The sequence below is a fragment of the uncultured Acetobacteroides sp. genome (assembly GCF_963667355.2).
Lineage (GTDB): Bacteria > Bacteroidota > Bacteroidia > Bacteroidales > ZOR0009 > Acetobacteroides.
In genome coordinates, this window is record NZ_OY763328.2 from 2,052,441 (window position 1) to 2,075,220 (window position 22,780).

Below are 22,780 nucleotides of genomic sequence, written 5' to 3' on the forward strand. Positions count from 1 at the left end.
CGAACTCGCGCAAAGCGCTCGGTTCAGACCGCAATCAAAAGTAGCAATAAAGTAAAGCGCAACCGTTGGTGGTGGCTGCGCTTATATGTAGTAGTACTAACTTGCGTTTAATGGCGGTTAAAGACCGCTACTTAGGTTCGACGGCATTGCAAGATGTAAGCGAACCTCGTGCGTTTAATTAGACTACGGCTAGCAGAGAACCAAACCGCTTCTTAAGTCAGACGGCGTAGCCAAATGCCGACTAGCCTTGTTCGCTGATTAAACTTCGCTCAACTAAGGTATAACTATATCTTTTCCATCTATAATGAAAAAGCATCTTTTAAAAGAGGTTTTTCTAGGATTTTGAAAAGAAATAATTGGTAACCTGTTGCTTTTAGTTAACAAAATAAGGGTGTCTAGACGATTAACATTAGATGAATCTATTCGAATGATAATTCTAGATTTATTACATATTGAAAAGAATTTAGTTTCCCTATAAAAATAGCGAAGAGTACCTCCTTCATTATCACCATTTACCGTAAATTTGTAACATTTGTAAGGAAATTCGATAGTAATCTTTTCATTCTCATTAGCAAATCCTAGAATCTCGACTTTTCTAGAATTACTAATATAAACTGTCACTAAAACAGTAATAATAACAGGAATGATTACAATTAACATTTTCTTTTTGCTTATTTCTGAAATCACCTTCATAAAATATAAATGAATTAATCTTTCAAGATTATATATTAACAACCTATTTATTATTCCCTCGTTCGGCGAAGGCACCAGCCTTCGTCGGCTCTATCATTGTAGGCTATAGCCTGCAGAATAGCTTCGTCCTTGCCAAGCAGCAGTCTACCGTCTGCTACCAAAAGTAGCAAAAAAGTAAAGCGCAACCGTTGGTGGTGGCTGCGCTTTTATGTGGTGGTGCAGGCTTGCCGTTTAATGGCGGTCAAAGAACGCTAATTATGTTCGACGGAATTGCAACCGTAGCTCGGCGGAGTTCGGCGTAGCCAAATGCCGCCGAGCTTCGGTGTAACTGGACAGGAAAGTAGCCCGCAATCCCTAACATTTCATACCGCCAACCTTTATCTGCAAGCCAAAAAAAAAAATGAAAATTAAATTGAACACCCCCTGGTCGACGAGCGTTTACAATAAACGCCGGATATTTTGAAAAGAACCCGTATAACTCCTATACCGTCAACAGCGCATCTGCTGTAAAAAACAGTGATGGCAGCATTATAGTTTATTTTGGGGGAGATCCGAAACAATCCAATTTCATACCCATTACCGAATATTGTACGCTTATACAAAGCCCGTAATGGGGTTATTAATGGCACATGGGTGTTACCAGGACATGAAATAGTAAACCGATCAACCATATAGTTAAAATGTAAAAACTAAAATTCAAAGGAGAAAAACGATGAAAAAGATGAAAGAAGTTTTATTAATGCCTGCAAATGAGATGGGTTCCTTCGCACAGGGAATATCCGTTGGCGAATTCAGTGTGCTTGACGACGGCAATAACGCCATCATGATTCATGTCGAGAATACGCACCAGGTAAGGTTCATCGAGATATTCCTCGCGAACCCCGATCCTGAAACTGGAGATATGGTCGCTGCATGTTACAACACCATGTTTACGACCAATGGAATCCCAGCTTCGAAAGACACCGCTCCTCAGGAACTTGTCGAAGGACTTGACTTCAACAAGATGGAGCAGGAATATGGTGTTCAGAATGCATCGTTAAACGGACCGAAACTCTGGTTGACCGATTGGTCAGAAATTGGTAGAGGAGTGGAGAGAGTCTTCAATGGCATGTTGGCTGCATGGGTTGCACAACTTAACATGAGCGGCAACAATGGTGGTGTCTCCGAGAGCACGCCCTACATGCCCCAGACCATCGCGCGGAATAGCTCACTGGGTTGGAACAAAGGCACCACAGTTTTGCTGCTTGACGATGCTGCAGGCAACACCTGGATCATGAAAGGATTCCAGTTGGGTCTCGAACCACAATACACCTACGAGGAATTTGTTGCTGCAGGCGCAAGCAACTTCAAGAATCTCCCAACAGGCTGGACGTTCCGGATCAAGACGCTGGACCAGGATCTGATTGAGACACCGAAAGATAGTATTGCCACAATCATGTCTGACGAGTTCTTTAATGTTTATGACAAGACGGGTCCGGGTATGTCCAATTATGTACCATAACAGGCCTTAGATGTTTTTTTCAGCTCTAAGTCCAGCAGGTAATCGAGCAGGCTGCCTTCGCCAGCACTAACTGACGGGGAAAGCCTCAGCTAAGCCCCCGCTAGCCGTAGTCCACGGCTTCAGCGCACGAGGCTAGGCGAAGTTTGACTACGCTGAGCTCGCACTTCGTGCTCGGTTGCAGCTTCGACTTTGCTAAGTAGCGGGTTGGCTACGCCGAACTCGCGCAAAGCGCTCGGTTCAGACCGCAATCAAAAGTAGCAAAAAAGTAAAGCGCAGCCGTTGGTGTGGTTGCGCTTTTATGTGGTGATACTAACCTGCCGTTTAATGGCAGTCAAAGACCGCTACTTCTGTTCGACGGAATTGCAACCGTAGCGAAGCGGAGCTCGGCGTAGCCAAATTCCGCCGAGCCTCGTGCGTTTAATTTAGACTCCGGTTAACTAGGGAACTAGATACTGCTCCTATTCTCCTTCAATTCCTCCATTCGCTTTTTATCCACATAATGTGTGGCATACTGTTCTTCGATAGCTTTATTGCCCGATTTGCTAAACCTCAACCGACGGCTTAATCGTTTACCCGTTTGATTATATTCTGTCCAAGAACTCTCCAAATTCAATTCAGCAGCGTATCTTCTAATCAGCTTATTTACCAACGTAAGCTTCTCCAAATTAACGCTACATACACCTTCTAAATAGTCGACCTTACCCAGCTGCCAGCATTCATAATCACTCTCCGACAAAAAGTTAAGCTGCATGAGTACATCTACAGCGCAAACATAGCCCTTCAAATAGCGATTCGAATGCACCAATCTTTTTACCTCCTTTTCCAATTCTTTGCTACTCATCGAAACTTCTCCTACTTAAAATAGTCATTTAAAAACCCACGTTAGGCAGTCCCCCCATGCTAAGCCTAGCGTCTTCGCTACGCTTGGTTTGGCGAGGCCTCTGGCCGTATTCGGAGGCGGAAGGTATCGATTTGCGGTAAGCTTTCCAAGGGGTGCTGGCGTTGCCAAGTTCCCCGCTCGTCGAAGTCTGTATCAGCGCACGAGGCTAGGCGAAGCTTAGCTTTGGTTAGGCAATTACGGCCAGAGGCCTTGGTTGCGAGAGCGTAGCGAGGAGGCTCATAGCCGTCAGGCTAAGATTTAATCCATATTGTTCGACTCCCATGGAGTCGTATATCCAAAATGATTCGCCTATCTACAAACCTTTAATGCCGCTGGCATTATGCTTTCGTTCGAAAAATCCCCATAGGGATTTAAGGTTTGTAGGTAGAAGCTTAGCATCCTTACCGACCCGATATGGGTCGTACTAGAGCATACTATTCTGATAGCTGAATCCCTTTTCTTAGCCTGACAACTATGAGCGAGGACGCTACGCTCAGCTCGGGGATTCAGGGGGGGTATTGTTTTCGTTCAATTGCGGTCAAAGGCCGCTTCTCTATTTACCCTTTGGCAAGGATATAAATTTTATTAAGGCATCACCATTTACAGGAATTTCGAGAAAATCAGTGGTTTTTACATCATACCCTCCTATACTGCTATCTATTCTGCTACCATTTGCCCAAGCCCCTCTGTATATTTTATAAACCCTTATGTTTTTTACTGATACGCTAGGCAAATTTGCAGGCATTCGATAGTAGATAAAATCATCTCCTTGTGAAAGAACAAGACTATCTCCCTCTATTCTTATGTAAGGTTCTACCATAAATCCATCCTCCCCTACCAATTCTCCGTAAGAGAACTTTAAATAGTACTTTCTATTTTTTTTTATAACATAAATATGTTTATAATCAGGATCCCAAAGTTTATCAAAGTTTCCAGTACTCTCGTGCCAATCCTTATAAAGAATAAAAGTATCTCTATTGTATTTAACTTCGTTCATATACTCCATTCTATTTGCATACCAATAAAACAAGCAAGCAACCAATAAAATAATTCCGCATGTAATAGAAATCTTCTTTCCCATTTTGTTTACTTTTTAATGCTTATTGTTACACTACCATCTTTTTCTACCGTATAAATAATAACTAACTAGCCGTAGTCTACATCAGCGCACGAGGCTAGCCGATGCTTGGCTACACCGAATTCGCGCAAAGCGCTCGGTTCAGACCGCAATCAAAAGTAGCAAAAAACAAAGCGCAGCCGTTGGTGGTGGCTGCGCTTTTATGTAGAAGTACTAACCTGCCGTTTAATAGCGGTCAAAGACCGCTACTTATGTTCGACGGAAACGAAGTTCGACGTAGTCAATGGCAAATTCCGCCGAGCCTTGTGAGTTGAATTTAGACTACGGCTAGTGAGGGGCTTCCTTTTTCTCAGCCTGCACTGCGGTGCTGCAAGCTACCGCTTACACTTCACCAGCTTGTTGGCTATACCGTGTGTTATGCACAGGCTTTATAATCGTCTTAGTAAATGTAATCTCCATTCTCTGCAACTTTTATATTCAACTCTTTAGAGTCTTTGATAAATTTGCCATATCCAATTTTAAGGTTGTCCCAAAACGAAATTAATTCTTTATTTCCTTTGTGTTTGGCTTTATATGTTTTCATATTTTGGTCGGTCATTTTGAACGGAAAAATGTAGACTGGGATTTTGTTTTGTCCATTATTTCTGGCATAAACAGCTAATAAATATATTTCCTTAATATAGTCGTCTGTCATTGGTAAGCAACCTATGGTAACGCAAGAGCCGTGAACGAAAATTCCCCCCCCTAAATTGCTGGCTTTACTTTTTCTCTTGTCGGCAAGATTCGGATAGCTAAGTCCAAGAGATAGGTAAAAGTTACTTGTCGGATTAAATCTGTCAATGTGATAGAAACCTTCTGGAACTTGTCCGTCACCAGATTTTCTTTTTGGTCCAAGTTGTCCTGAACGAGAACAAACTTCATACGAAAGAATTTTTTTATAAGCCCCATCTTGTTTATTCTTAGCGTAAATTTCAAGGAGGTCGTTGTCTTTATATGCAACCAAAAGCAGGTTAAGGTTACCTATTGAAATTTGATTTTCTTTTAAAGTCTTTTCTAGTAGTCCTTGTTTTTCCTTTATGGCTATCCTTACTCGTTCATACTTTTTTTGTTCACCTAAAAAGTCTGTCTTAATAGTAAATGAAAGAAGTACTATTCCTAGTAATGATATGATTGTTGTCTTAGTCATAAGCTTGTGCATAACTCGTTTATATAAGCAATAAAGCTGCCTAATACCCCGCTCGCCGTAGTCTATACCAGCGCTCGAGGCTAGGCTAGGCTAAGCTAGCTGCGCTGAGCTCGCACTTCGTGCTCGGTTGCAACTTCGACTTTGCGATGTAGCGGGTTGCTACGCCGAACTCGCGCAAAGCGCTCGGTTCAGACCGCAATCAAAAGTAGCAAAAAAGTAAGGCGCAACCGTTGGTGGTGGCTGCGCTTATATGTAGTGGTGCAGGCTTGCCGTTTAATGGTGGTCAAAGACCGCTACTTATGTTCGACGGAATTTACAAAATGTAGGTGAGCCTTGTGCGTTTGAATTCGACTACGGCTAACTAGTGGATTAAGGCCGCAATAAGTGACTCGTATAGAGAACAAGTGCTGAAATCTTAAAGGCGAAAATCCTGAGACACCTCCACGATGTTTGCATGTTGCTAAGGAAACTATAATTTTGTGCTCGCAACGACACAGCTACATACTAGTTTTTAAAGCGCTTTGGCTTTATCCTTATCTTGAAAACGACCAATTTTTAGCATATAAGGGTTAGGCAATGCAAGTGTTCTGTTGGTCATATGTTTTTTTAAATATATCGGATGGACGTGGAGAGGTTGTTTATTTATGATGCGGGTGCTTGGTCGTATCTCAAGATAGATAGATTAGCAGCTTACACGCTTTTCCTCTTGAGGTAGTTTTACCTTGGGAAACTGGGTAAGGCATTAATTAAAACAAATAGATATGAAATCATTAAGAGTTTTGTCTTTCGTAGCCATTCTTGGCTTAGCGTTTACATCTTGTAGCAGAGATGATTCAAACGATCTACCAACGCCTGCTAAAAAGCAATTTATCCAAATTTCTAGTAAGGGGAATGATGTTTCAATAGAAACCTTTGAACTAGTGCATGAGGAAATTAAAAGATCAAAATAATGGTATGGTATAATATGCAGCATTATGTCTGTTTTTTTTATTTACTGGCAAGAAAAAAGAAACAACAGTCTATTCGTTTGGGGAATGCTACTATCGAGACTCATATAAATAGGCTTGATATAGATCCAAAAAAGGCTTCCTGCATGGGAAGCTTTTTTCTTTTATGGCTATGCTAAATAATTTATGGCGTATGATTTAGATCCACCGCTCGTCGAAGCCTGCATCAGCGCACGAGGCTAGTCGTAGCTTAGCTACGCTGAGCTCGCACTTCGTGCTCGGTTCAGACCGCAATCAAAAGTAGCAAAAAAGTAAAGCGCAGCCGTTGGTGTGGTTGCGCTTTTATGTGGTGGTGCAGACTTGCCGTTTAATGGCGGTCAAAGACCGCTACTTATGTTCGACGGAAACGAAGTTCGACGTAGTCAATTGCAAAATGGAGGCGAGCCTCGTGCGTTTAATTAGACTACGCTGAGCTAGGTGATAGTCATTAAGGACGGAGGACTTGGTTGCTAGAGCGTAGCGAGGGCGCTCATAGCCGTCAGGCTAAGAAAAAGGGATTCTGCTAACAGAATTGTATGCTCTAGTACGACCCGTATCGGGTCGGTATGGATGCCAAACTTCAATCTACAAAGCTTAAATCCCTATGGGATTTTTCGAACGAAAGCATAATGCCAGAGGCATTAAAGGTTTGTAGATAAGGGAATCATCTTAGATGTACGACTCCATAGGAGTCGTACAATATGGATTAAATCTTAGCCTGACGGCTATGAGCGAGGACGCTATGTTCAGATCAGGCTGCCAGGCTATAGCGGCAACCTCAGGTGCCCCTAGGCAAAGAGCCCATCCGCCCCATAGCCCTGTAAGGGCGCCATCATCGAGCATGGGGCTACGCCCTATGCTCCCATATTCGAGCATTGATGCCGACGCATCTATGCGCCATTGCAGGTTTGGCGGTTGGGGGCAGTACTACGATCGAGGCCAGAAAGCGCAGCATTAGCTTAAACCACCACCTAGTGAGCTAAACAGTAGTGTTAAACATGCTGATTTTGCTACAAAACTAGATATATTGCTGATATTCATAAACTAGCACCGATAAACAATCGAAACTAACACGCGATACATACCAAAAAACAGCGAAATATTTACACAAGTAAAGAAACTTGAACGAATTTGGCGGTTACTTTTCCATATTTGGGTAACACCTCTGCGATTTTGGCGATCACTTAGCCCCATTTCACCAACACTATTGCATTTTTCATCAACACTATGCTCCATGTGGCATCCACTGCCTGAAGATATTCGGTTACCAGCTACAAAAACAGCGAAGCATTACCTAAAAACGGGAGAGCAGCCTGTCTTTTGCCCATCACCGGCTTTACTTTTGCCATTACTGGGGCTGCTTTGGGCATCAGCCTCCAAGCTTTGGGCATTACTCCACTACTTTTGAGGAACACCTCCTCATTTTTGGGCAACACCTTCCAGAAATTGGGCATTAGCTCGCGCCAAAAGTTGCACACTCGGTGGCGAAAATTGCGTTACAGCTGTTCGTTGCCTCGTACAATGCTTGGCAGCAGCCTCACACTTTACCCTTTTACCATTACATCAGCATAAAACACAAGCACTACCTCAAGAAAGAGTATCACTTTCGTCTTGATGGAGAACAACACCCCATTTTTCTGTTGCAGAATGCTGCGATTTATATCGAATAACACCGCCTTCGTCCTTTATCCTCCTTCGCTAAGCGTTAGCTTCCTCGCAACGCTTGGTTTGGCGAAGCCTCTGGCCGTATTCGGAAGCGAAGGTATCGATTACTGGTAAGCATTCCAATGGGTATCAGTTGGATTAGCCTCCACCAAAATTGTGTACGCGCTGGCATAGTGCGTAACATGTGAGGCTGCCTGAATGCTGGTCTTGGGGAGAACAAGCGAAGCGGCGTAAGGAGCAAGGCACTTTTAGGAACCCGCGTAAAACTATTCACGGCAATTCGTTGTTTTTTAAGAACTAATCGACATCAACCATGAAGATATATCTTGCAACGATTGCCGCTTTGGGGATGCTCCTTTTGGTATCTACAGCATCTGCTCAAAAGGATTCGGTTACAACCAGCACCGCCGCTGCTGCGAAGGTCGATACTGCCGCCGCTGGCAGCCAGGCATCAGCTGCCGTCGCGGCAGAGATACCCGTTCATCAGCAGATAAAAACGAAGTTTATCGAGGGAGGCCCTCTTTATATGGCCCCAATCCTTCTGTGCCTGATTTTCGGGTTGGCCATCGCAATCGAACGGATTATCTACCTGAACATGGCCACCACCAATACCAAGAAGCTCCTTCAGAGCATCGAAAATGCGCTCGATCGAGGTGGCATTGAAGCCGCAAAGGAGGTGTGCCGAAACACCCGCGGTCCGGTGGCCTCTATTTTCTATCAGGGGTTAGATCGTTCCAGCGAAGGGGTGGAAGTTGTGGAAAAGTCGGTTGTGGCGTACGGTGGAGTTCAGATGGCCCAGATGGAGAGTGGGCTTAATTGGATTGCCCTTTTCATCGCTATTGCGCCGATGCTCGGATTCCTAGGTACGGTGATAGGTATGATTATAGCCTTCGACAACATCGAAAGAGCAGGCGATATCGAGCCGAGCCTTGTGGCTGGTGGCATTAAGATAGCCCTTATCACCACTGTAACGGGGCTTATTGTAGCGATGACCCTTCAGGTATTCTACAGCTACATTGTATCGAAGATCGACTCTCTGGTGATGGAAATGGAAGATGCCTCCATCTCGCTTATCGACATACTTGTTAAGTTCAACCTAAAAAGGTAACCGGCCATGACCATAACCAAATATTCGAAGGCATTCCTGTATATCGCCTATGCGCTAGCAGTCGTATTTACGGTGATGTTTTTTATGGAGCAGGATGGAACTGGCAACAAGAGCGAGCAGAACATTGCCGCCGCAGGTCCATACCTATCGTATGCGTATGTGCTGGCGTTTATTGCCATCGCGCTTGTTGCAGTCTTCTCCGTTATCAATATTTTCTTGAATCCCTCTAATCTTAAGTTTGTCTTGGTTGGGGTAGGAGGCCTGCTTGCCATTGCCGTTGTAGCCTACCTGCTTTCGTCCGATGCCCCTCTTGTCTTTACATCAAAGGAGATGTCGGACCTTTACAGTAAAGATACCGCTACGTTGAAATGGACAGATACAGGTCTTTATGTGGCCTATGCCCTTTTCGGCATCTCCATTTTTGGGATGCTGCTTACCGAGGTTAGGGATCTCCTTAAACGTTAAACCAATCTTCATCGGTTAAAAGATAGCAGCTATGGCAGGAAGAGGTACCCCCGAGGTAAACGCAGGCTCTATGGCAGACATCGCCTTCCTTCTGCTGATTTTTTTCTTGGTAACAACTACCATGAACTCGGATACAGGCCTACAGCGCAGGCTTCCCCCTTGGACACAGGAGCAGCAAGCTTCCAGCCAAGAAGTAAACCAACGAAATGTGCTGATGGTGCTAGTCAACAGCCGCGACTGGCTAATGGTAAACGGGCAGCGCATGGATGTCTCCCAGCTTAGGGAAAAGGTTATAGAGTTCGTTGAAAATCCACAGAATAAGCCATCACTCTCGGAACGCACGGTTAAAAGCATAGAAGGAATTGGCAATGTAGAGGTTTCGAAAGGGGTTATCTCGTTGCAGAACGACCGTGGTACCTCCTATAGAATGTATATGGAAGTTCAGAACGAGATTGTTGCGGCTTACAACATTCTCCGTGAAAAGGCCTCTCACGAAAGATTCGGGAAGAAGTTCGTGCAGCTTTCCGAAGATGAGCAGGAGGCTGTTAAGAAAGTGTATCCTCAGCAAATATCAGAGGCTAATCCACGTAATGCAGCAGGAGCGAAATAGCGATGGCAAAATTTGCAAGAAAAGGAAAGGGGCGTATGCCCTCGCTGTCTACAGCGTCGTTACCCGACATTGTGTTTATGCTTCTATTCTTCTTTATGGTTTCCACCACCATGAGGGAGCAGCAGGTTAAGGTACGGGTAAGGCTACCCGCTGCAACCGAGGTTGCCAAATTAGAGAAGAAATCGCTTACCAGCTTCATCTACATTGGAACCCCTAATCGTGAGTTTCAGGCTATCTACGGAACCGATGCTCGTATTCAGTTAAACGATTCGTTCAGAACCCTCGAGGATATTCGCGATTTCATATCCTCAGAGCGAGAAAAGCTTGACGAAGCCGATCGTGGCTTTATGACCGTTGCGCTAAAGATTGACGAAGATGCAAGAATGGGGATGGTTACCGATGTTAAGCAGGAGCTTAGAAAGGCAAGCGCCTTAAAGATTAGCTACATTGCACGTAAGGTTGAGAGCATTAATCTGCCTCGGTAACTGTGTTATACATAAAGAAAGAAGGCCACGATAACCGTAGCCTTCTTTTTTATTGTTGAATGTGGATGCTTACTTGGTAACCTTCAGCATTAGCTCCTTCAGCTGCTCGTCTGATATGGTAGATGGCGATTCCATCATAACATCGCGGCCAGAGTTGTTCTTTGGGAAGGCAATCACGTCGCGGATGCTGTCTAGTCCGGCAAAGAGGCTTACTAGGCGGTCGAAGCCAAACGCAATCCCGGCATGGGGAGGAGCACCGTACTTAAAGGCGTTCATCAGGAAGCCAAACTGTTCTTGCGCCGTTTCGGGTGTAAAGCCAAGCAGCTTAAACATCTTCGCTTGAAGCTCGCTGTCGAAAATACGAACCGATCCACCACCAACTTCTACGCCGTTAATCACCAAGTCGTAGGCGTTAGCGCGTATAGTGCCTGGCGATACTTCGAGTTCTGCAATATCTTCAGGCTTTGGCGATGTAAACGGATGGTGCATGGCGTGGTAGCGGCCAGTTTCCTCGTCCCATTCTAGTAAAGGGAAATCTACGACCCAAAGAGGTCTGTATACGTCCTTGTTCATTAGGTTCAGCTGGTGGGCAAGCTCTAAGCGTAGCATCCCTAGCTGCACCTGAGTCTTGGCCTTTTCGCCAGATAGAATTAGGAGCAGGTCGCCTGGCTTAGCATTGCAGGCTGCTGCCCATTTTTCAAGGTCTTCGGTGCTGTAGAACTTATCGACAGAAGATTTAAGGCTTCCGTCGGCAGCGTACTTAACGTATACCAACCCTTTGGCACCAACTTGCTGGCGCTTCACAAACTCGGTCAGCGCATCAAGCTGCTTTCGGGTGTATTCGGCACAACCTTCAACGCATATAGCCCCAACGTACTCGGCCGAGTCGAATACTGGGAAATTCTTACCCTTTACGATCTCTGTAATCTCGTTGAAGAGCATGCCAAATCGAATATCAGGCTTGTCGCTGCCGTACTTTTCCATGGCCTCGGCGTAGGTCATACGTGGGAATTCTCCAGGATCAAACCCTTTGATCTCCCTAAAGAGATGGCGTGTTAGCCCTTCGAAGATGCCAAGAACATCGTCCTGCTCTACAAATGACATCTCGCAGTCTATTTGGGTAAACTCGGGTTGACGATCGGCTCTTAGGTCCTCGTCGCGGAAGCACTTTACGATTTGGTAGTATCTGTCGAAGCCTGCAACCATCAGCAGTTGCTTTAGCTGTTGTGGCGACTGGGGCAGGGCGTAGAACTCGCCAGGATTCATGCGCGAAGGAACTACAAAGTCGCGAGCTCCTTCGGGGGTCGATTTTATTAATACGGGAGTTTCCGTTTCAATAAAGTTGAGCGTATCGAGGTAGTTGCGAACGATGATAGCCATTTTCGAGCGCAGGATAAGGTTGTTGCGCACCTTGCTGCGGCGTAGGTCTAGGTAACGGTACTTCATGCGGATTTCGTCGCCACCATCAGTATCATCTTCTATGGTGAAAGGAGGAATATCCGATTTGTTGAGAACGGTAAGCGCGCTTACGATGATTTCTACATCGCCGGTGTCAATCTTGCTATTCTTGCTGGCGCGCTCAACCACTTTCCCTTTTGCGCTTACAACAAATTCGCGTCCAAGGCGGCTGGTGGTTTCAACAACATCAGCGCTAGCGTTATCTTCAACAACCAGCTGGGTAATTCCATATCTATCCCTAAGGTCTATAAAGGTCATCCCGCCCAGCTTACGGACGCGCTGTACCCATCCCGATAGGGTAACTTCAGTTCCAACATTTTCGAGGCGTAATTCGCCGCATGTATGTGTTCTATACATAGTACCTTAATTTCTAATGTCGCGAAGGTACAATTTTTCGTTTAAATGCTGAATTAATCTATACATTTGCGGCTTTCGAAAGGGTATTTTAACGACTTAAATATGACCAATATCGACAAAGATGACGTACATTTCATGCGCGAGGCACTAAAAGAAGCGCATTATGCGTTAAGTAGGGACGAAGTGCCAATTGGCGCGATTGTTGTTATGAATGATCGCATAGTTGCCAGAGCGCATAACCTTACTGAAGCGCTGAACGATGCAACGGCGCATGCCGAGATGCAGGCGCTTACTGCGGCGGCAAACACAATAGGCGGAAAGTACCTTGATAAGTGTACGCTGTATGTAACGGTGGAGCCCTGTCCAATGTGCGCATCGGCAGCATACTGGACACATCTAGGAAGGTTGGTGTATGGAACTACAGATCCGAAAAGGGGGTATCAGAATATAGGGGAAGGCCTCCTACATCCACGGACAGAGGTAAAAGGAGGGGTGCTAAATGAGGATTGTACAGCTTTGATGATAAGTTTTTTCAAAAACAAGCGACAAAAATTACGTTAGCTATTGCACATTTGATGGATTAACATTTCTTTGCAAGAAGTTGTTAATGATTATTGAGAGTAAAATTTAAACAGAATAGACCTATGAGAACGAAGATGATGAGAGTTTTTGGACTTCTTGGAGTAATGGCATTTTTCCTTACGCTAAATGCCGCTGCTCAAACTAAAGCGGATGCTGCGAAGTCGTACAACGATGGTGTTGCTGCTTTTAATGCTAAAAATTACCCAGCAGCAATTGCGGCTTTCAGCCAAGCCATAGATGTTGCCGGAAAGGTTGGAGATGAAGCTAACGAGGTGAAGGATGGTGCAATTAAGCTCCTTCCTGCCAGCTACCTTCAAAATGCGATGACTCTTTACAAGGATAAGAAGATTGCAGAATCGGTAAAGGAGTTCAACAACGCTATTGAGGTTGGTGAAAAGTACAACGATCAAAAGGTTGTAAGCAGCGCGAAGAATGCAGTGCCACAGCTGTACAGAATTTTGGGTAACCAGGAGTTTGGTGCGAATAACCTAGAAAAGGCAAAGGAGTACTACAACATGGGGCTAAAGCTTACACCTGATGCTACTCAGAACCTTCTTGGTTTAGGTTTAGTGTATGAAAAGCAGGCAAAGGCAGATTCTGCTCTTGTTTACTTCGAAAAGGTAATAGAGGTAGGAACTCGTACCAATAAGCCAGAAGACGTAAAGAATGCAAAGGCTCAGGCTCGCGACCTTTTTATTGACAAGGCTGCTGCTGCCGAAAAGGCAAAGAAGTATGAGAATGCAATTGAAGCATACAAGAATGTATTTAAGTATGCTCCAGAGACCGATGCAATCTACTACAAAATGGCATTTGACAGCTACTACCTATCGAAGTGGGATGATGCAATTGAAAGCTCAAATAAGGCATTAGCCTTGATTACGAAGCCAGAGGATAAGGGTAAGGTTTATATTCTGTTGGGTAACATCTACTCGAAGAAGAACGACAACCCTAATGCTTGCGCCAACTACAAGCTTGCAGCTGAAAGTCCAAAGTATAAGGCTCAGGCTGCTGCTGCTCTTAAGGGCTTAAAATGTAAATAATTCTTAATAGGCATTGCCGCTGAGGGCTCCGAATTTCGGAGCCCTCTTTTTTTGTCTACTTTCGCGCGTTCCTTCTACAATTATATGGCAGAACTATTGCAGCCCATCAAGGCGATACTTTCGGATATTGACGGTACCCTACTCAACAAGGATCGCGTTCTCTCTCCGCTTACGGTTGATACCATCAAAAAGATTCGTACGCTATACGATGTTCCCTTCGTCCTTATTTCGGCGCGTATGCCAAAGGCGATAACCCATCTGGCCGCCCAACTGGGGATTAACGACCCCATTGTTGCCTACAATGGCGGGCTTATCTTCCACAATACCGAGCGGCGCGAGGTTGTTCAAAACTTGACAATTTCTACCGATGTGGCTTACGAGGTATACTCCTTTCTAAAGGAATCCAACGTCCACATCAGCCTGTTTAGGGAAGACGAGTGGGTTGCCGAAACGGAGGACTACTGGGCCAAGCGTGAGATTAACAATACCAGGGTAACACCTGCACTTGCACCTGTTGAGCAAACCCTCGAAAGGTGGGCGCGTAAGGGTGGAGGCGTGCACAAAATCATGTGCATGGGCGATGCTCATGCTATTGGCGAGCTGGAGCACTTTATGCGAAGAGAGCATGCCGCTAATGCCAACTCCTACCGATCAAAAGATACCTACCTCGAAATTACCCCAACTGGGACCAATAAGGCGCTAGCCATGCATAAGGTGCTAGCCGCTCTTGGCGTTGATGCCGCCAACGCTGCCGCTTTTGGCGATAACTACAATGACGTGGAGATGCTCCGCGAGGTTGGCGTTGGGGTGGCCATGGGCAATGCTCCCGAAAAAGTGAAAAAGGCTGCCAACGTAGTTGCGCGCCACCATAAGGAGGATGGGGTGGCCCACGAGTTGATTCATCTTTTTGGATTGGGGGAGGTTACCGCTAAAACCGACAAAGCCGAACCTGCCAGCGACTTAATAGAAGGTTGAACCGACTAAGTCATCGGTTGAACCGACCTTTTTCTCCCTAAAAGCTAGAAAAAAGTCCCTCAGAGCGAGAAAAAGGTCGCTAAAAGTGAGAAAAAACTCGGTCAGACCGAGAAAAAAGTCGGTTTTTGAGTGCTCGTTGTGGCTGAAACCCTCAAAAAGGTCACTTTGAGGGAGAAATTTATCGGTTTAACCGCCTTTTTTGGGGCTTTTTCCTTCATTTTTGAAGCTTCTAGTTCCGACATCCACCCAAAAAGCGACTTTTTTCTCACTTTTTTCGACTTTTTTCTCGGTTTTAGAGTGATCGAAAAAGAGTAAAGTGCCGATGGTTGTGCTACTTATGCTTTATAATAGGCTGCTGCGGGGTACGTGATGCCAGCCGCCTGCTTGGCTCGGCAGGGATGCTAGTTGCTATGGCAGCAGAGCGCTCTGCTACGCTCAATTTGCTACTCCCTATTCCCTTAATTGCTACCTTTGTCGCCGATGAAGCCAAGAACCTTAGAACTACTATCGCCCGCCAAGAACCTTGAGCAGGGTATTGCTGCCATTGGCTATGGGGCCGATGCGGTGTACGTTGGGGCGCCCCGTTTTGGCGCACGCGAGGCTGCCGCTAACTCTTTTGAGGATGTGGAGCAGCTTATCCGCTATGCGCATCGCTACAGGGCGAAGGTTTTTGTGGTAGTAAATACCATTGTGTACGAGCAGGAGCTGGAGGAGTCCGAGAGGGTTGCCCGTTGGGCCTACAATGCGGGTGCCGATGCGCTGATTGTTCAGGATATGGCGTTTATGGAGATGGGCTTACCGCCTATTGCGCTGCATGCCTCTACGCAAACTCACAACATCAGCCCCGAAAAGGCGCGGTTTCTACAGGATGTTGGCTTCGAGCGGGTGATTCTTGCCCGCGAGCTGTCGCTGCAGCAGATTGCTGATATTCGTAGGCAGACTAGCGTGGAGCTGGAGGCGTTTGTGCATGGCGCGCTTTGCGTGAGCTACAGCGGTCAGTGCTACCTGAGCGAGTCTATTACCGGGCGCAGCGCCAACCGAGGTGCGTGCGCACAGCCCTGCCGATCGGCCTACGACTTGGTGGATGGCACGGGCAGCATCATCCTAAAGAATAAGCATCTGCTTTCGCTTAAGGATTTCAACCTTTCGCATAGCATCCGGCAGCTGGCCGATGCGGGTGTCTGCTCGTTTAAGATTGAGGGCAGGCTCAAGAATATCGACTACGTTAAGAATATCACCGCGCTATACCGTAAGGAGCTTGATGCTATACTTGAGGAGCGGTCCGAGTACCGCAGGGCATCATCGGGGAAGGTGTACCTTGGCTTTACGCCCGATGCGCAGAAGAGCTTTAACCGTGGTTTTACCACCTACTTTACGCAGAATCGGGAGGATAGCCTCACGGGATTCAATACCGCAAAGGCTACCGGAGCCTTGGTGGGTACGGTGACGAATGTGCGGAAGCCATCCTTTGATGTTGATGCCAAAATGCCGCTGTCGAATGGCGATGGCATCTGCTTTATCGCTAAAGGTGGGGGGCTGGTGGGAACCAACATCAACAAGGTGGAAGGCCGAAGCGTGTTCCCTAACCGGATGGATGGCATTACGAAGGGGATTCAGATATTTAGGAATTACGACCATCGGTTTGCCAAGATGCTCGAGAGCGGCGCTACCGAGCGGTTGGTAGATATCAGCATAAGCTTTACCTACGCGGCTGGACGGCTGACCATGATGGTGCTGGATGCCGATGGCTTTTCCTCCGAGCTGGTGGTGGAGGCGACCTTTGAAGTAGCCCAAAAGCCCGATCGTGCGCTTCAGAACATCGATCAGCAGCTGCGCAAGTCGGGTGGCGGGATGTTTGAGGTGGTGCGCGTAGATGTCGATTGCTCGGAGGTGCCGTTTATCTCCATATCGACCCTGAATGGCTACCGTAGATCGCTGCTCGAAGCGCTGGAGACTAAGCGTGCGGCAAGTCTGCCAGAGCCTGTGTCATCTATCATCCCCAATAGCATACCCTACCCCGAACGAGCGCTCGACTACTCGGGTAACGTGGTGAACTCGCTAGCGCGGAAGTTCTACGAGCGCCACGGCGTACTGCAGGTTGACGAGGGCTACGAGCTCTCGCACGTGGAGGGTGCCCACCTGATGACCACCAAGTACTGCCTGCGCTACGAACTGGGGGCTTGCCTTAAAACGGCTGGTATCTCGAAGCTGAAGGAGCCGCTATACCTCGAAAATAATGGGCGGCGCTTTAGGCTGCAGTTCGATTGTGCCCGCTGCCAGATGATCGTAAAAAAAGGGAGCTAACCATTGCGGTTGCTCCCTTTTCATTTAGCTATTTTCGAGATGCTACTTTTTCATTTTTTGTGAGATGAAGAAGTAGGCCAAGAATCCCATCGAGGCAAAGATGAGTACGATACCGGGGATCATCCACTCGATCATGTAGTCACTATCTTCGAAGGTTTTAAGAAGCGGGTAATAGGAGGCAGACACTACAGAGCCTATTCCAAGAGCAAGAAGCACCAATCCCCACTTAAGCGTTGGTAAGCTGTTCTGTTCGGACGTTGATGTTTCCTTAGCAATTAGCTTATCCGATTGGTCGATCATGTTGTTTTTGATGAGCATTCGCTTTATGGAATGGTCTGACCAGAGCTTAAAAATAAAGTAGAACCCGTAAAATACGATTCCAAATACTAGTATATCGTCCATCGCGTTTGTGTTTTTGATTTGCCCATATGACACCGCTGCGGGGGGAAAGGTTGCAGGACGGATACTTTTTTTTAGAAAATATTTTTTGAAGAAAAGCTAGCGGATGCTGCAACCTTTACTACTATCTTGGCGTCATATACACAACATGAACGATGCAGAACTCATAAAGCAAATCATTAACGGCAACATGTCGGCCTTCGGCTACCTGGTGAGCATTCACCAGAAGCTGGTGCTGCACATCGTTCGCCGCATGGTGCTGAGCGACGATGAGGCTGCCGACATCTGCCAGGATGTGTTCGTGAAGGTATTTCAGAAGCTGGGCGAGTTCCGTGGGCAGGCCAAGCTCTCGACATGGATTGCCTCCATCGCCTACCATCATGCCGTGAACCACCTGCGTAAGCGCAAGCGGCTGCAGGAGGTGTCGATGGACGACTCTCCAGCGTTAGAGCGCGAGGTGGGGGGCGCGGTTGACGATGGTCGCTCCTTTACCCTCGACGAGGATGGGCGGCGGCTGCTGCTGCGCAAGGTGGAGGAGCTGCCGCAGCACTACCGGGTGGTGCTCACGCTATTCTACCTCGAGGAGTTCTCGTATAAGGAAATAGAAGAGGTAACCGGGATGCCCGAGGGTACGGTGAAGAGCTACCTGGCCCGGGCTCGGAACATGTTAAGGGAAAAGCTTACATTTGCAAAAGAAGAAATCTGGGGGTAACGATATGAGCAAGCAGCAAAACTTCGACGAGCTATTCGAGAGCGCCATGCGCCAAGATCCAGGCTACAGGCTTCCTAAGAGCTTTCTACAGGGGGTTAACGACCGCATTGCCCGTAAGCTGGCCTTCCAGATTCAGCTTAAGGTGCTTGGGCGCACGGCTATCGTGCTTACCCTGCTTACCGTAGCGGTTTTTGTGGGCAACTACGTTATCAACACCTTCTTCCCCAAGTATGCCGAGTTTACCATCAGCGGCTACGTTGCAGCAGTTGTGGCATTCCTAATTCTTTTCCTTCTCTTCATGGATAGGGTGGTGCTGGGCTACCTCGAAAACCGCCAGCAGAACCACTCGGGGATGTAGCGCTATTTCGCTTTAATACAGAATAGCAGAGACACGGAGAGCACTGAGAATATTCCTACATCTGTTTGGCCATCGGCTTTGGCTTATTGCAGGTAAATATGCAGTAAATGTAGATTTAAATAAACAAGCCACGTTATCCTCCCGTTTAGGCGGGAGGATAACGTGCTGCTGTTGGGCGTTTGTTCTTTTGAATTCAGCTTTAGCTTGATGGTTGGCTTCAGCCTTCGCCAGTTCAACTAAGCCAAGGCTATAATCGTCGCGCATTAGGCGGTATACTGTGCACCCAGAGGCACGCGGCGCCTACCGTAGCGATATCGAGCCAGCAAAAGAGGTGGTTTAGAAGGAATAGCTATCTTTGCGGCCAACTATCCACCCGTTTACAATGACACGAAAAGATATTGAGATTATGGCGCCCGTTGGGAGCTACGAATCGCTCATGGCGGCCATCCACGCAGGGGCGAACTCGGTTTACTTTGGCGTAGAGCAGCTGAATATGCGCTCCAAGTCGTCCAACAACTTTACGCTCGACGACCTTCGCAACATTGCCTCCATATGCTACGAGAACGGCGTTAAGTCGTACCTAACGCTGAACACCGTGATGTACGACCACGACCTAACGGTGATGCGCAAGGTGATTGATGCCGCCAAGGCATCGGAGGTAAGCGCCATTATCGCCTCGGATATGGCCGCAATCTCCTATGCTCGTGCCAACGATGTGGAGGTACACATATCCACCCAGCTTAACGTAAGCAACTATGAGGCGTTAAAGTTCTACACCCAGTTTGCCGACGTGGTGGTGCTTGCCCGCGAGCTCAACATGACCCAGGTAAAGAACATTCACAAGCAAATTATAGAAGATGATCTTCGCGGCCCCTACGGCGAGCCTGTAAAAATCGAGATGTTTGTGCACGGCGCGCTCTGCATGGCCATTTCGGGCAAGTGCTACATGAGCCTACACGAGAACAACGCCTCGGCCAACCGCGGTGCCTGCCAGCAAACCTGCCGCAAGGCCTACGTGGTTACCGAAAAGGAAACCGGCAACCAGATGGAGATCGATCACGAGTACATAATGTCTCCCAAAGATCTTTGCACCATCGGCTTTCTCGATAAGGTTATCGGGGCTGGCGTAAGGGTACTAAAGATTGAAGGCAGAGCACGTTCTGGCGAGTACGTTAAACGTGTTGTAGAAACCTACAACGAGGCGGTAAATGCCATCCTCGACGGAACATACTCTAGAGATAAAATTGATGCTTGGGAAAGCCGTCTATCCGAAGTATTTAATAGAGGATTTTGGGACGGATATTACCTCGGTCGCAAGATGGGCGAGTGGAGCAAGGTATACGGCTCTAAGGCAACCAAGCGGAAGGTTTACGTCGGCAAGGTAACCAACTACTTCGGCAAGCTTAGCGTTGCTGAAGTACAGGTTGAAGCTGCCGAACTATACAAGGGTGACAGCATAGTAGTTATGGGGCCAACAACTGGCGTAGTAGAAGATGTTGTTAAGGAAATTCGAGTAGACTTAATCGAGACAGAAAAAGCCAATAAGGGTGTTCTCTGTTCGCTACCTATCGATAAGGTTCGCCGCGGCGATAAACTCTACAAGATGGTAGATGCAGAGGAAGAATAGCTACAAGACAAGAAATACAAGAGAAAATAGATTTAAACGAATGAAGAAGATAGTGCTTACACCTATTGAGTGCATCGGATGCGGCACCTGCGTGGACATCGCACCCGCCTACTTTGTGATGGACGAAAATGGCAAGGCTAATCTCTTTGGGGGACGTTCCGAAAAGGACACCATCGCAACCGAGCTCTTCCCTGGCGACGACGATGTTCTTGCATCGGTTATGGCCTGCTGCCCCTCGCGATGCATTTCGGTGACAAAGTAAAGATTCGACTCGGCATATATGCGAAAGGCGTCGGAAGGCGCTTTTTTTATGATCTGAATAAAAACAGGTAGATTTGCACATAAAATATTAGATTGGCCATGAGCTACTCCATCCTTTTAATCGACTCGGAAGCCAAGCGCCTCCGCGAAGTTGCCACGCTGCTCGAGAAGCAGGGCATGAACATGCTTACCGCAAAAAACGTTGCCGAAGCCGAGCAGCTGCTGCTTAGCGATGGCTCCATTCAAGCTGTTCTCACCTCCTGGAAGGTGCCGCTCAGCGATAGCGATAAGACCTACGTTGTTGGCGAGGAGCTGTTCAAGCTAATCAGCAAAGTTAGATTCGAAGTGGATATCTTCCTGCTCACCAACAAAACTGCAGGCGAAATATATACTACAGGTGGCTTACTTAGCGGTTATTTCTACCGCGGCGATAACGATTACGAGGATATTGCCAGCAAAATCCATAGCGTAGTGTACAACGGAAAGATTAGGGCACCCTTCTTCGATGCGCTGGTGGAGTACTCCAATACTACCCGAGATTCGTGGCATACTCCCGGCCATGCAGGTGGCTTCTCAGTTAAGAATTCCCCTTGGGTGAAGGACTTCTACGACTTCTTCGGTCACAACATGTTTGCATCCGACCTCTCGGTATCGGTACCGGCGCTCGATTCGTTGCTCGAACCTAAAGGCGTAATCAAGGAGGCGCAGGAACTAGCAGCCCGCGCGTTCGGATCGCGCTACACCTTCTTTGCCACCAACGGAACATCAACCTCCAACAAGATACTGATACAAACATTGCTCAAACCAGGCGATGCAATACTCCTAGATCGTAACTGCCATAAGTCGGTACATTACGGAGTGATTATCAGCGGTGCCGAACCAATTTACCTAATGCCGTCGGTTAATAACAAATATGGCATCTTTGGGCCAATCCCCAAAAAGCAAATCATCGAAAAGATGGATAAGGCCATTGCCGATGGCAAACGCCTCAAGGCAATAATCCTTACCAACTGTACCTACGATGGTTTAATTTATGATATAGCTGATATCGTAAAAGAGGCTCACGATAGGGGTATTAAAATAATTGTTGATGAGGCTTGGTTTGGGTATGCCCACTTCCATCCCGAGTTTGCGCCTTGCGCCATGGAGGCAGGTGCCGACTATGCCACCCAATCAACGCACAAGACTATGTCCTCCTTCAGCCAGGCGTCGATGATCCATGTGCAGGACCCCGATTTCGAGAAGAACCGCGAGTTCTTCACCGAAAACCTCAACATGCACACCTCAACCTCGCCGCAGTACACCATGATTGCCTCGCTGGACATTGCCCGCAAGCAAATGGTACTCGAAGGCTACACGCTGCTCTCCAACGCGCTAAAGCTCTCGGAGATGCTCAAGAAGTCGATCAACTCGCTTAAGAAGTTTAGGGTACTCGAACTCGAAGATCTTATTTCGGAGGAAGTGGCAAACGACAACATTCGCCTAGACAAGACCAAGATCACCATCGATGTCACCAACTCGGGCTACACCGCCCACGAGGTGGAGCGCATCCTTATGACAAAGCATAATATTCAGGTAGAGAAGACCACCTTCAATACCCTCACGCTCCTGATTACCATTGGCACCACCCAAAGTAAGATCAACCGCCTCTACTTTGCCCTCGAAAGCATCGAGCGGATGAGCGGCAATCAAGCCGAGGCCGCCGTAAACGAGATATGGAAGGACTTTAAGCTGAAGCTGTCGCCAATTAAGTACCTGCCCCGCTTCGCCTTTTACACCGATGGCGAAATGATGCCGCTGCGCAACGCCATTGGCCGTATTTGTGCCACCATGATTGTTCCTTACCCTCCAGGAATACCATTCCTTGTTCCCGGCCAGCTTATTACCGAGGATATCGTAAACGCCCTGCAGGTGTACCGCGACTATAATGTGGAAATACACGGGCTAAACGAAGGCCTAATTAAAGTCTGCACCCCCGAAGAGGAAAAGCAACTTACCGACAAGGGGCATGCAGTAGTACAGTAAGATGCTAAATTTTAGATGTTAGTAT

21 protein-coding genes are annotated in these 22,780 nt (G+C 47.1%); 15 read left to right on the top strand and 6 right to left on the bottom strand.

The window, feature by feature from the left end; genetic code table 11:
- Window positions 1–273 precede the first annotated feature (273 nt).
- Window positions 274–693 carry a hypothetical protein gene (locus tag ACHZA1_RS08445; protein ID WP_320054800.1) on the bottom strand — a complete coding sequence of 140 codons (420 nt, stop codon included), beginning with the start codon at window positions 691–693 and terminating at the stop codon, window positions 274–276.
- A gap of 721 nt (window positions 694–1,414) precedes the next feature.
- Between ACHZA1_RS08445 and ACHZA1_RS08450 the strand changes: the two genes are divergently transcribed.
- Complete coding sequence (locus ACHZA1_RS08450; protein ID WP_320054801.1) at window positions 1,415–2,194, top strand: hypothetical protein; 780 nt, start codon at window positions 1,415–1,417, stop codon at window positions 2,192–2,194.
- 445 nt (window positions 2,195–2,639) lie between these two features.
- On the opposite strand, the gene ACHZA1_RS08455 is transcribed toward ACHZA1_RS08450, so the two are convergent.
- The 3 genes from ACHZA1_RS08455 to ACHZA1_RS08465 form a co-directional block, all read right to left on the bottom strand.
- Window positions 2,640–3,035: a hypothetical protein gene (locus ACHZA1_RS08455; RefSeq protein WP_320054802.1), complete on the bottom strand. Its 396-nt coding sequence runs from the start codon at window positions 3,033–3,035 to the stop codon at window positions 2,640–2,642.
- Window positions 3,036–3,627: 592 nt separating this feature from the next.
- A complete protein-coding gene (locus ACHZA1_RS08460) occupies window positions 3,628–4,155 on the bottom strand; it encodes a hypothetical protein (protein ID WP_320054803.1) in 528 nt (175 codons plus the stop codon).
- A 436-nt stretch (window positions 4,156–4,591) separates the two neighbouring features.
- Complete coding sequence (locus ACHZA1_RS08465) at window positions 4,592–5,338, bottom strand: L,D-transpeptidase family protein (RefSeq protein WP_320054804.1); 747 nt, start codon at window positions 5,336–5,338, stop codon at window positions 4,592–4,594.
- 761 nt (window positions 5,339–6,099) lie between these two features.
- Here ACHZA1_RS08465 and ACHZA1_RS08470 point away from each other — a divergent pair.
- The 5 genes from ACHZA1_RS08470 (at window position 6,100) to ACHZA1_RS08490 (ending at window position 10,657) form a co-directional block, all read left to right on the top strand.
- Entirely contained in the window at window positions 6,100–6,288 is a 189-nt protein-coding gene (locus ACHZA1_RS08470) for a hypothetical protein (RefSeq protein WP_320054805.1), read from the top strand.
- Window positions 6,289–8,302: 2,014 nt separating this feature from the next.
- Window positions 8,303–9,097, top strand: a complete 795-nt coding sequence (locus tag ACHZA1_RS08475; RefSeq protein ID WP_320054806.1) for a MotA/TolQ/ExbB proton channel family protein — start codon at window positions 8,303–8,305, stop codon at window positions 9,095–9,097.
- 6 nt (window positions 9,098–9,103) lie between these two features.
- Window positions 9,104–9,562: a hypothetical protein gene (locus ACHZA1_RS08480; RefSeq protein WP_320054807.1), complete on the top strand. Its 459-nt coding sequence runs from the start codon at window positions 9,104–9,106 to the stop codon at window positions 9,560–9,562.
- 31 nt (window positions 9,563–9,593) lie between these two features.
- On the top strand, window positions 9,594–10,172 hold the full coding sequence (locus ACHZA1_RS08485; RefSeq protein WP_320054808.1) for a biopolymer transporter ExbD: 579 nt from the start codon (window positions 9,594–9,596) through the stop codon (window positions 10,170–10,172).
- Between the two features lie 2 nt (window positions 10,173–10,174).
- Window positions 10,175–10,657 (top strand): biopolymer transporter ExbD, encoded by a 483-nt coding sequence (locus ACHZA1_RS08490; RefSeq protein WP_320054809.1) that lies wholly within the window; start codon window positions 10,175–10,177, stop codon window positions 10,655–10,657.
- Window positions 10,658–10,726: 69 nt separating this feature from the next.
- Here ACHZA1_RS08490 and aspS read toward each other — a convergent pair whose 3' ends face one another.
- The gene (aspS, locus tag ACHZA1_RS08495; RefSeq protein ID WP_320054810.1) at window positions 10,727–12,472 is read right to left on the bottom strand and encodes an aspartate--tRNA ligase; all 1,746 of its coding nucleotides are present in this window, start codon (window positions 12,470–12,472) and stop codon (window positions 10,727–10,729) included.
- A 102-nt stretch (window positions 12,473–12,574) separates the two neighbouring features.
- On the opposite strand from aspS, the gene ACHZA1_RS08500 reads away from it, so the two are divergent.
- The 4 genes from ACHZA1_RS08500 to ACHZA1_RS08515 all read left to right on the top strand — a co-directional run bounded on the left by ACHZA1_RS08500 (window position 12,575) and on the right by ACHZA1_RS08515 (window position 17,373).
- Complete coding sequence (locus ACHZA1_RS08500; RefSeq protein WP_320054811.1) at window positions 12,575–13,033, top strand: nucleoside deaminase; 459 nt, start codon at window positions 12,575–12,577, stop codon at window positions 13,031–13,033.
- Between the two features lie 83 nt (window positions 13,034–13,116).
- Window positions 13,117–14,094, top strand: coding sequence for a hypothetical protein (locus tag ACHZA1_RS08505; RefSeq protein WP_320054812.1), 978 nt, complete (start codon window positions 13,117–13,119; stop codon window positions 14,092–14,094).
- Between the two features lie 84 nt (window positions 14,095–14,178).
- Window positions 14,179–15,069, top strand: a complete 891-nt coding sequence (locus tag ACHZA1_RS08510; protein WP_320054813.1) for a Cof-type HAD-IIB family hydrolase — start codon at window positions 14,179–14,181, stop codon at window positions 15,067–15,069.
- A 480-nt stretch (window positions 15,070–15,549) separates the two neighbouring features.
- Entirely contained in the window at window positions 15,550–17,373 is a 1,824-nt protein-coding gene (locus ACHZA1_RS08515; RefSeq protein WP_320054814.1) for a U32 family peptidase, read from the top strand.
- 42 nt (window positions 17,374–17,415) lie between these two features.
- Here ACHZA1_RS08515 and ACHZA1_RS08520 read toward each other — a convergent pair whose 3' ends face one another.
- The gene (locus ACHZA1_RS08520; protein WP_320054815.1) at window positions 17,416–17,775 is read right to left on the bottom strand and encodes a DUF6249 domain-containing protein; all 360 of its coding nucleotides are present in this window, start codon (window positions 17,773–17,775) and stop codon (window positions 17,416–17,418) included.
- Window positions 17,776–17,920: 145 nt separating this feature from the next.
- Here ACHZA1_RS08520 and ACHZA1_RS08525 point away from each other — a divergent pair, with 145 nt between their 5' ends.
- The 5 genes from ACHZA1_RS08525 to ACHZA1_RS08545 all read left to right on the top strand — a co-directional run bounded on the left by ACHZA1_RS08525 (window position 17,921) and on the right by ACHZA1_RS08545 (window position 22,755).
- Window positions 17,921–18,484: an RNA polymerase sigma factor gene (locus ACHZA1_RS08525; protein ID WP_320054816.1), complete on the top strand. Its 564-nt coding sequence runs from the start codon at window positions 17,921–17,923 to the stop codon at window positions 18,482–18,484.
- A gap of 4 nt (window positions 18,485–18,488) precedes the next feature.
- Window positions 18,489–18,842, top strand: a complete 354-nt coding sequence (locus ACHZA1_RS08530; RefSeq protein WP_320054817.1) for a hypothetical protein — start codon at window positions 18,489–18,491, stop codon at window positions 18,840–18,842.
- 382 nt (window positions 18,843–19,224) lie between these two features.
- The gene (locus tag ACHZA1_RS08535) at window positions 19,225–20,469 is read left to right on the top strand and encodes a peptidase U32 family protein (protein ID WP_320054818.1); all 1,245 of its coding nucleotides are present in this window, start codon (window positions 19,225–19,227) and stop codon (window positions 20,467–20,469) included.
- Window positions 20,470–20,509: 40 nt separating this feature from the next.
- Entirely contained in the window at window positions 20,510–20,731 is a 222-nt protein-coding gene (locus tag ACHZA1_RS08540) for a ferredoxin (protein ID WP_320054819.1), read from the top strand.
- A 98-nt stretch (window positions 20,732–20,829) separates the two neighbouring features.
- The gene (locus ACHZA1_RS08545; protein WP_320054820.1) at window positions 20,830–22,755 is read left to right on the top strand and encodes an aminotransferase class I/II-fold pyridoxal phosphate-dependent enzyme; all 1,926 of its coding nucleotides are present in this window, start codon (window positions 20,830–20,832) and stop codon (window positions 22,753–22,755) included.
- Window positions 22,756–22,780: the final 25 nt, after the last annotated feature.

Bases quoted from the DNA above. Each gene is read 5' to 3' on its own strand.
- ACHZA1_RS08525 (WP_320054816.1), top strand. From the start codon at position 17,921: ATGAACGATGCAGAACTCATAAAGCAAATCATTAACGGCAACATGTCG.
- ACHZA1_RS08500 (WP_320054811.1), top strand. From the start codon at position 12,575: ATGACCAATATCGACAAAGATGACGTACATTTCATGCGCGAGGCACTA.
- ACHZA1_RS08450 (WP_320054801.1), top strand. From the start codon at position 1,415: ATGAAAGAAGTTTTATTAATGCCTGCAAATGAGATGGGTTCCTTCGCA.
- ACHZA1_RS08455 (WP_320054802.1), bottom strand. From the start codon at position 3,035: ATGAGTAGCAAAGAATTGGAAAAGGAGGTAAAAAGATTGGTGCATTCG.
- ACHZA1_RS08475 (WP_320054806.1), top strand. From the start codon at position 8,303: ATGAAGATATATCTTGCAACGATTGCCGCTTTGGGGATGCTCCTTTTG.
- ACHZA1_RS08485 (WP_320054808.1), top strand. From the start codon at position 9,594: ATGGCAGGAAGAGGTACCCCCGAGGTAAACGCAGGCTCTATGGCAGAC.
- ACHZA1_RS08520 (WP_320054815.1), bottom strand. From the start codon at position 17,775: ATGGACGATATACTAGTATTTGGAATCGTATTTTACGGGTTCTACTTT.
- ACHZA1_RS08530 (WP_320054817.1), top strand. From the start codon at position 18,489: ATGAGCAAGCAGCAAAACTTCGACGAGCTATTCGAGAGCGCCATGCGC.
- ACHZA1_RS08480 (WP_320054807.1), top strand. From the start codon at position 9,104: ATGACCATAACCAAATATTCGAAGGCATTCCTGTATATCGCCTATGCG.
- ACHZA1_RS08505 (WP_320054812.1), top strand. From the start codon at position 13,117: ATGAGAACGAAGATGATGAGAGTTTTTGGACTTCTTGGAGTAATGGCA.
- ACHZA1_RS08465 (WP_320054804.1), bottom strand. From the start codon at position 5,338: ATGACTAAGACAACAATCATATCATTACTAGGAATAGTACTTCTTTCA.
- ACHZA1_RS08535 (WP_320054818.1), top strand. From the start codon at position 19,225: ATGACACGAAAAGATATTGAGATTATGGCGCCCGTTGGGAGCTACGAA.
- ACHZA1_RS08490 (WP_320054809.1), top strand. From the start codon at position 10,175: ATGGCAAAATTTGCAAGAAAAGGAAAGGGGCGTATGCCCTCGCTGTCT.
- ACHZA1_RS08545 (WP_320054820.1), top strand. From the start codon at position 20,830: ATGAGCTACTCCATCCTTTTAATCGACTCGGAAGCCAAGCGCCTCCGC.
- ACHZA1_RS08470 (WP_320054805.1), top strand. From the start codon at position 6,100: ATGAAATCATTAAGAGTTTTGTCTTTCGTAGCCATTCTTGGCTTAGCG.
- ACHZA1_RS08510 (WP_320054813.1), top strand. From the start codon at position 14,179: ATGGCAGAACTATTGCAGCCCATCAAGGCGATACTTTCGGATATTGAC.
- ACHZA1_RS08445 (WP_320054800.1), bottom strand. From the start codon at position 693: ATGAAGGTGATTTCAGAAATAAGCAAAAAGAAAATGTTAATTGTAATC.
- ACHZA1_RS08540 (WP_320054819.1), top strand. From the start codon at position 20,510: ATGAAGAAGATAGTGCTTACACCTATTGAGTGCATCGGATGCGGCACC.
- aspS (WP_320054810.1), bottom strand. From the start codon at position 12,472: ATGTATAGAACACATACATGCGGCGAATTACGCCTCGAAAATGTTGGA.
- ACHZA1_RS08515 (WP_320054814.1), top strand. From the start codon at position 15,550: ATGAAGCCAAGAACCTTAGAACTACTATCGCCCGCCAAGAACCTTGAG.
- ACHZA1_RS08460 (WP_320054803.1), bottom strand. From the start codon at position 4,155: ATGGGAAAGAAGATTTCTATTACATGCGGAATTATTTTATTGGTTGCT.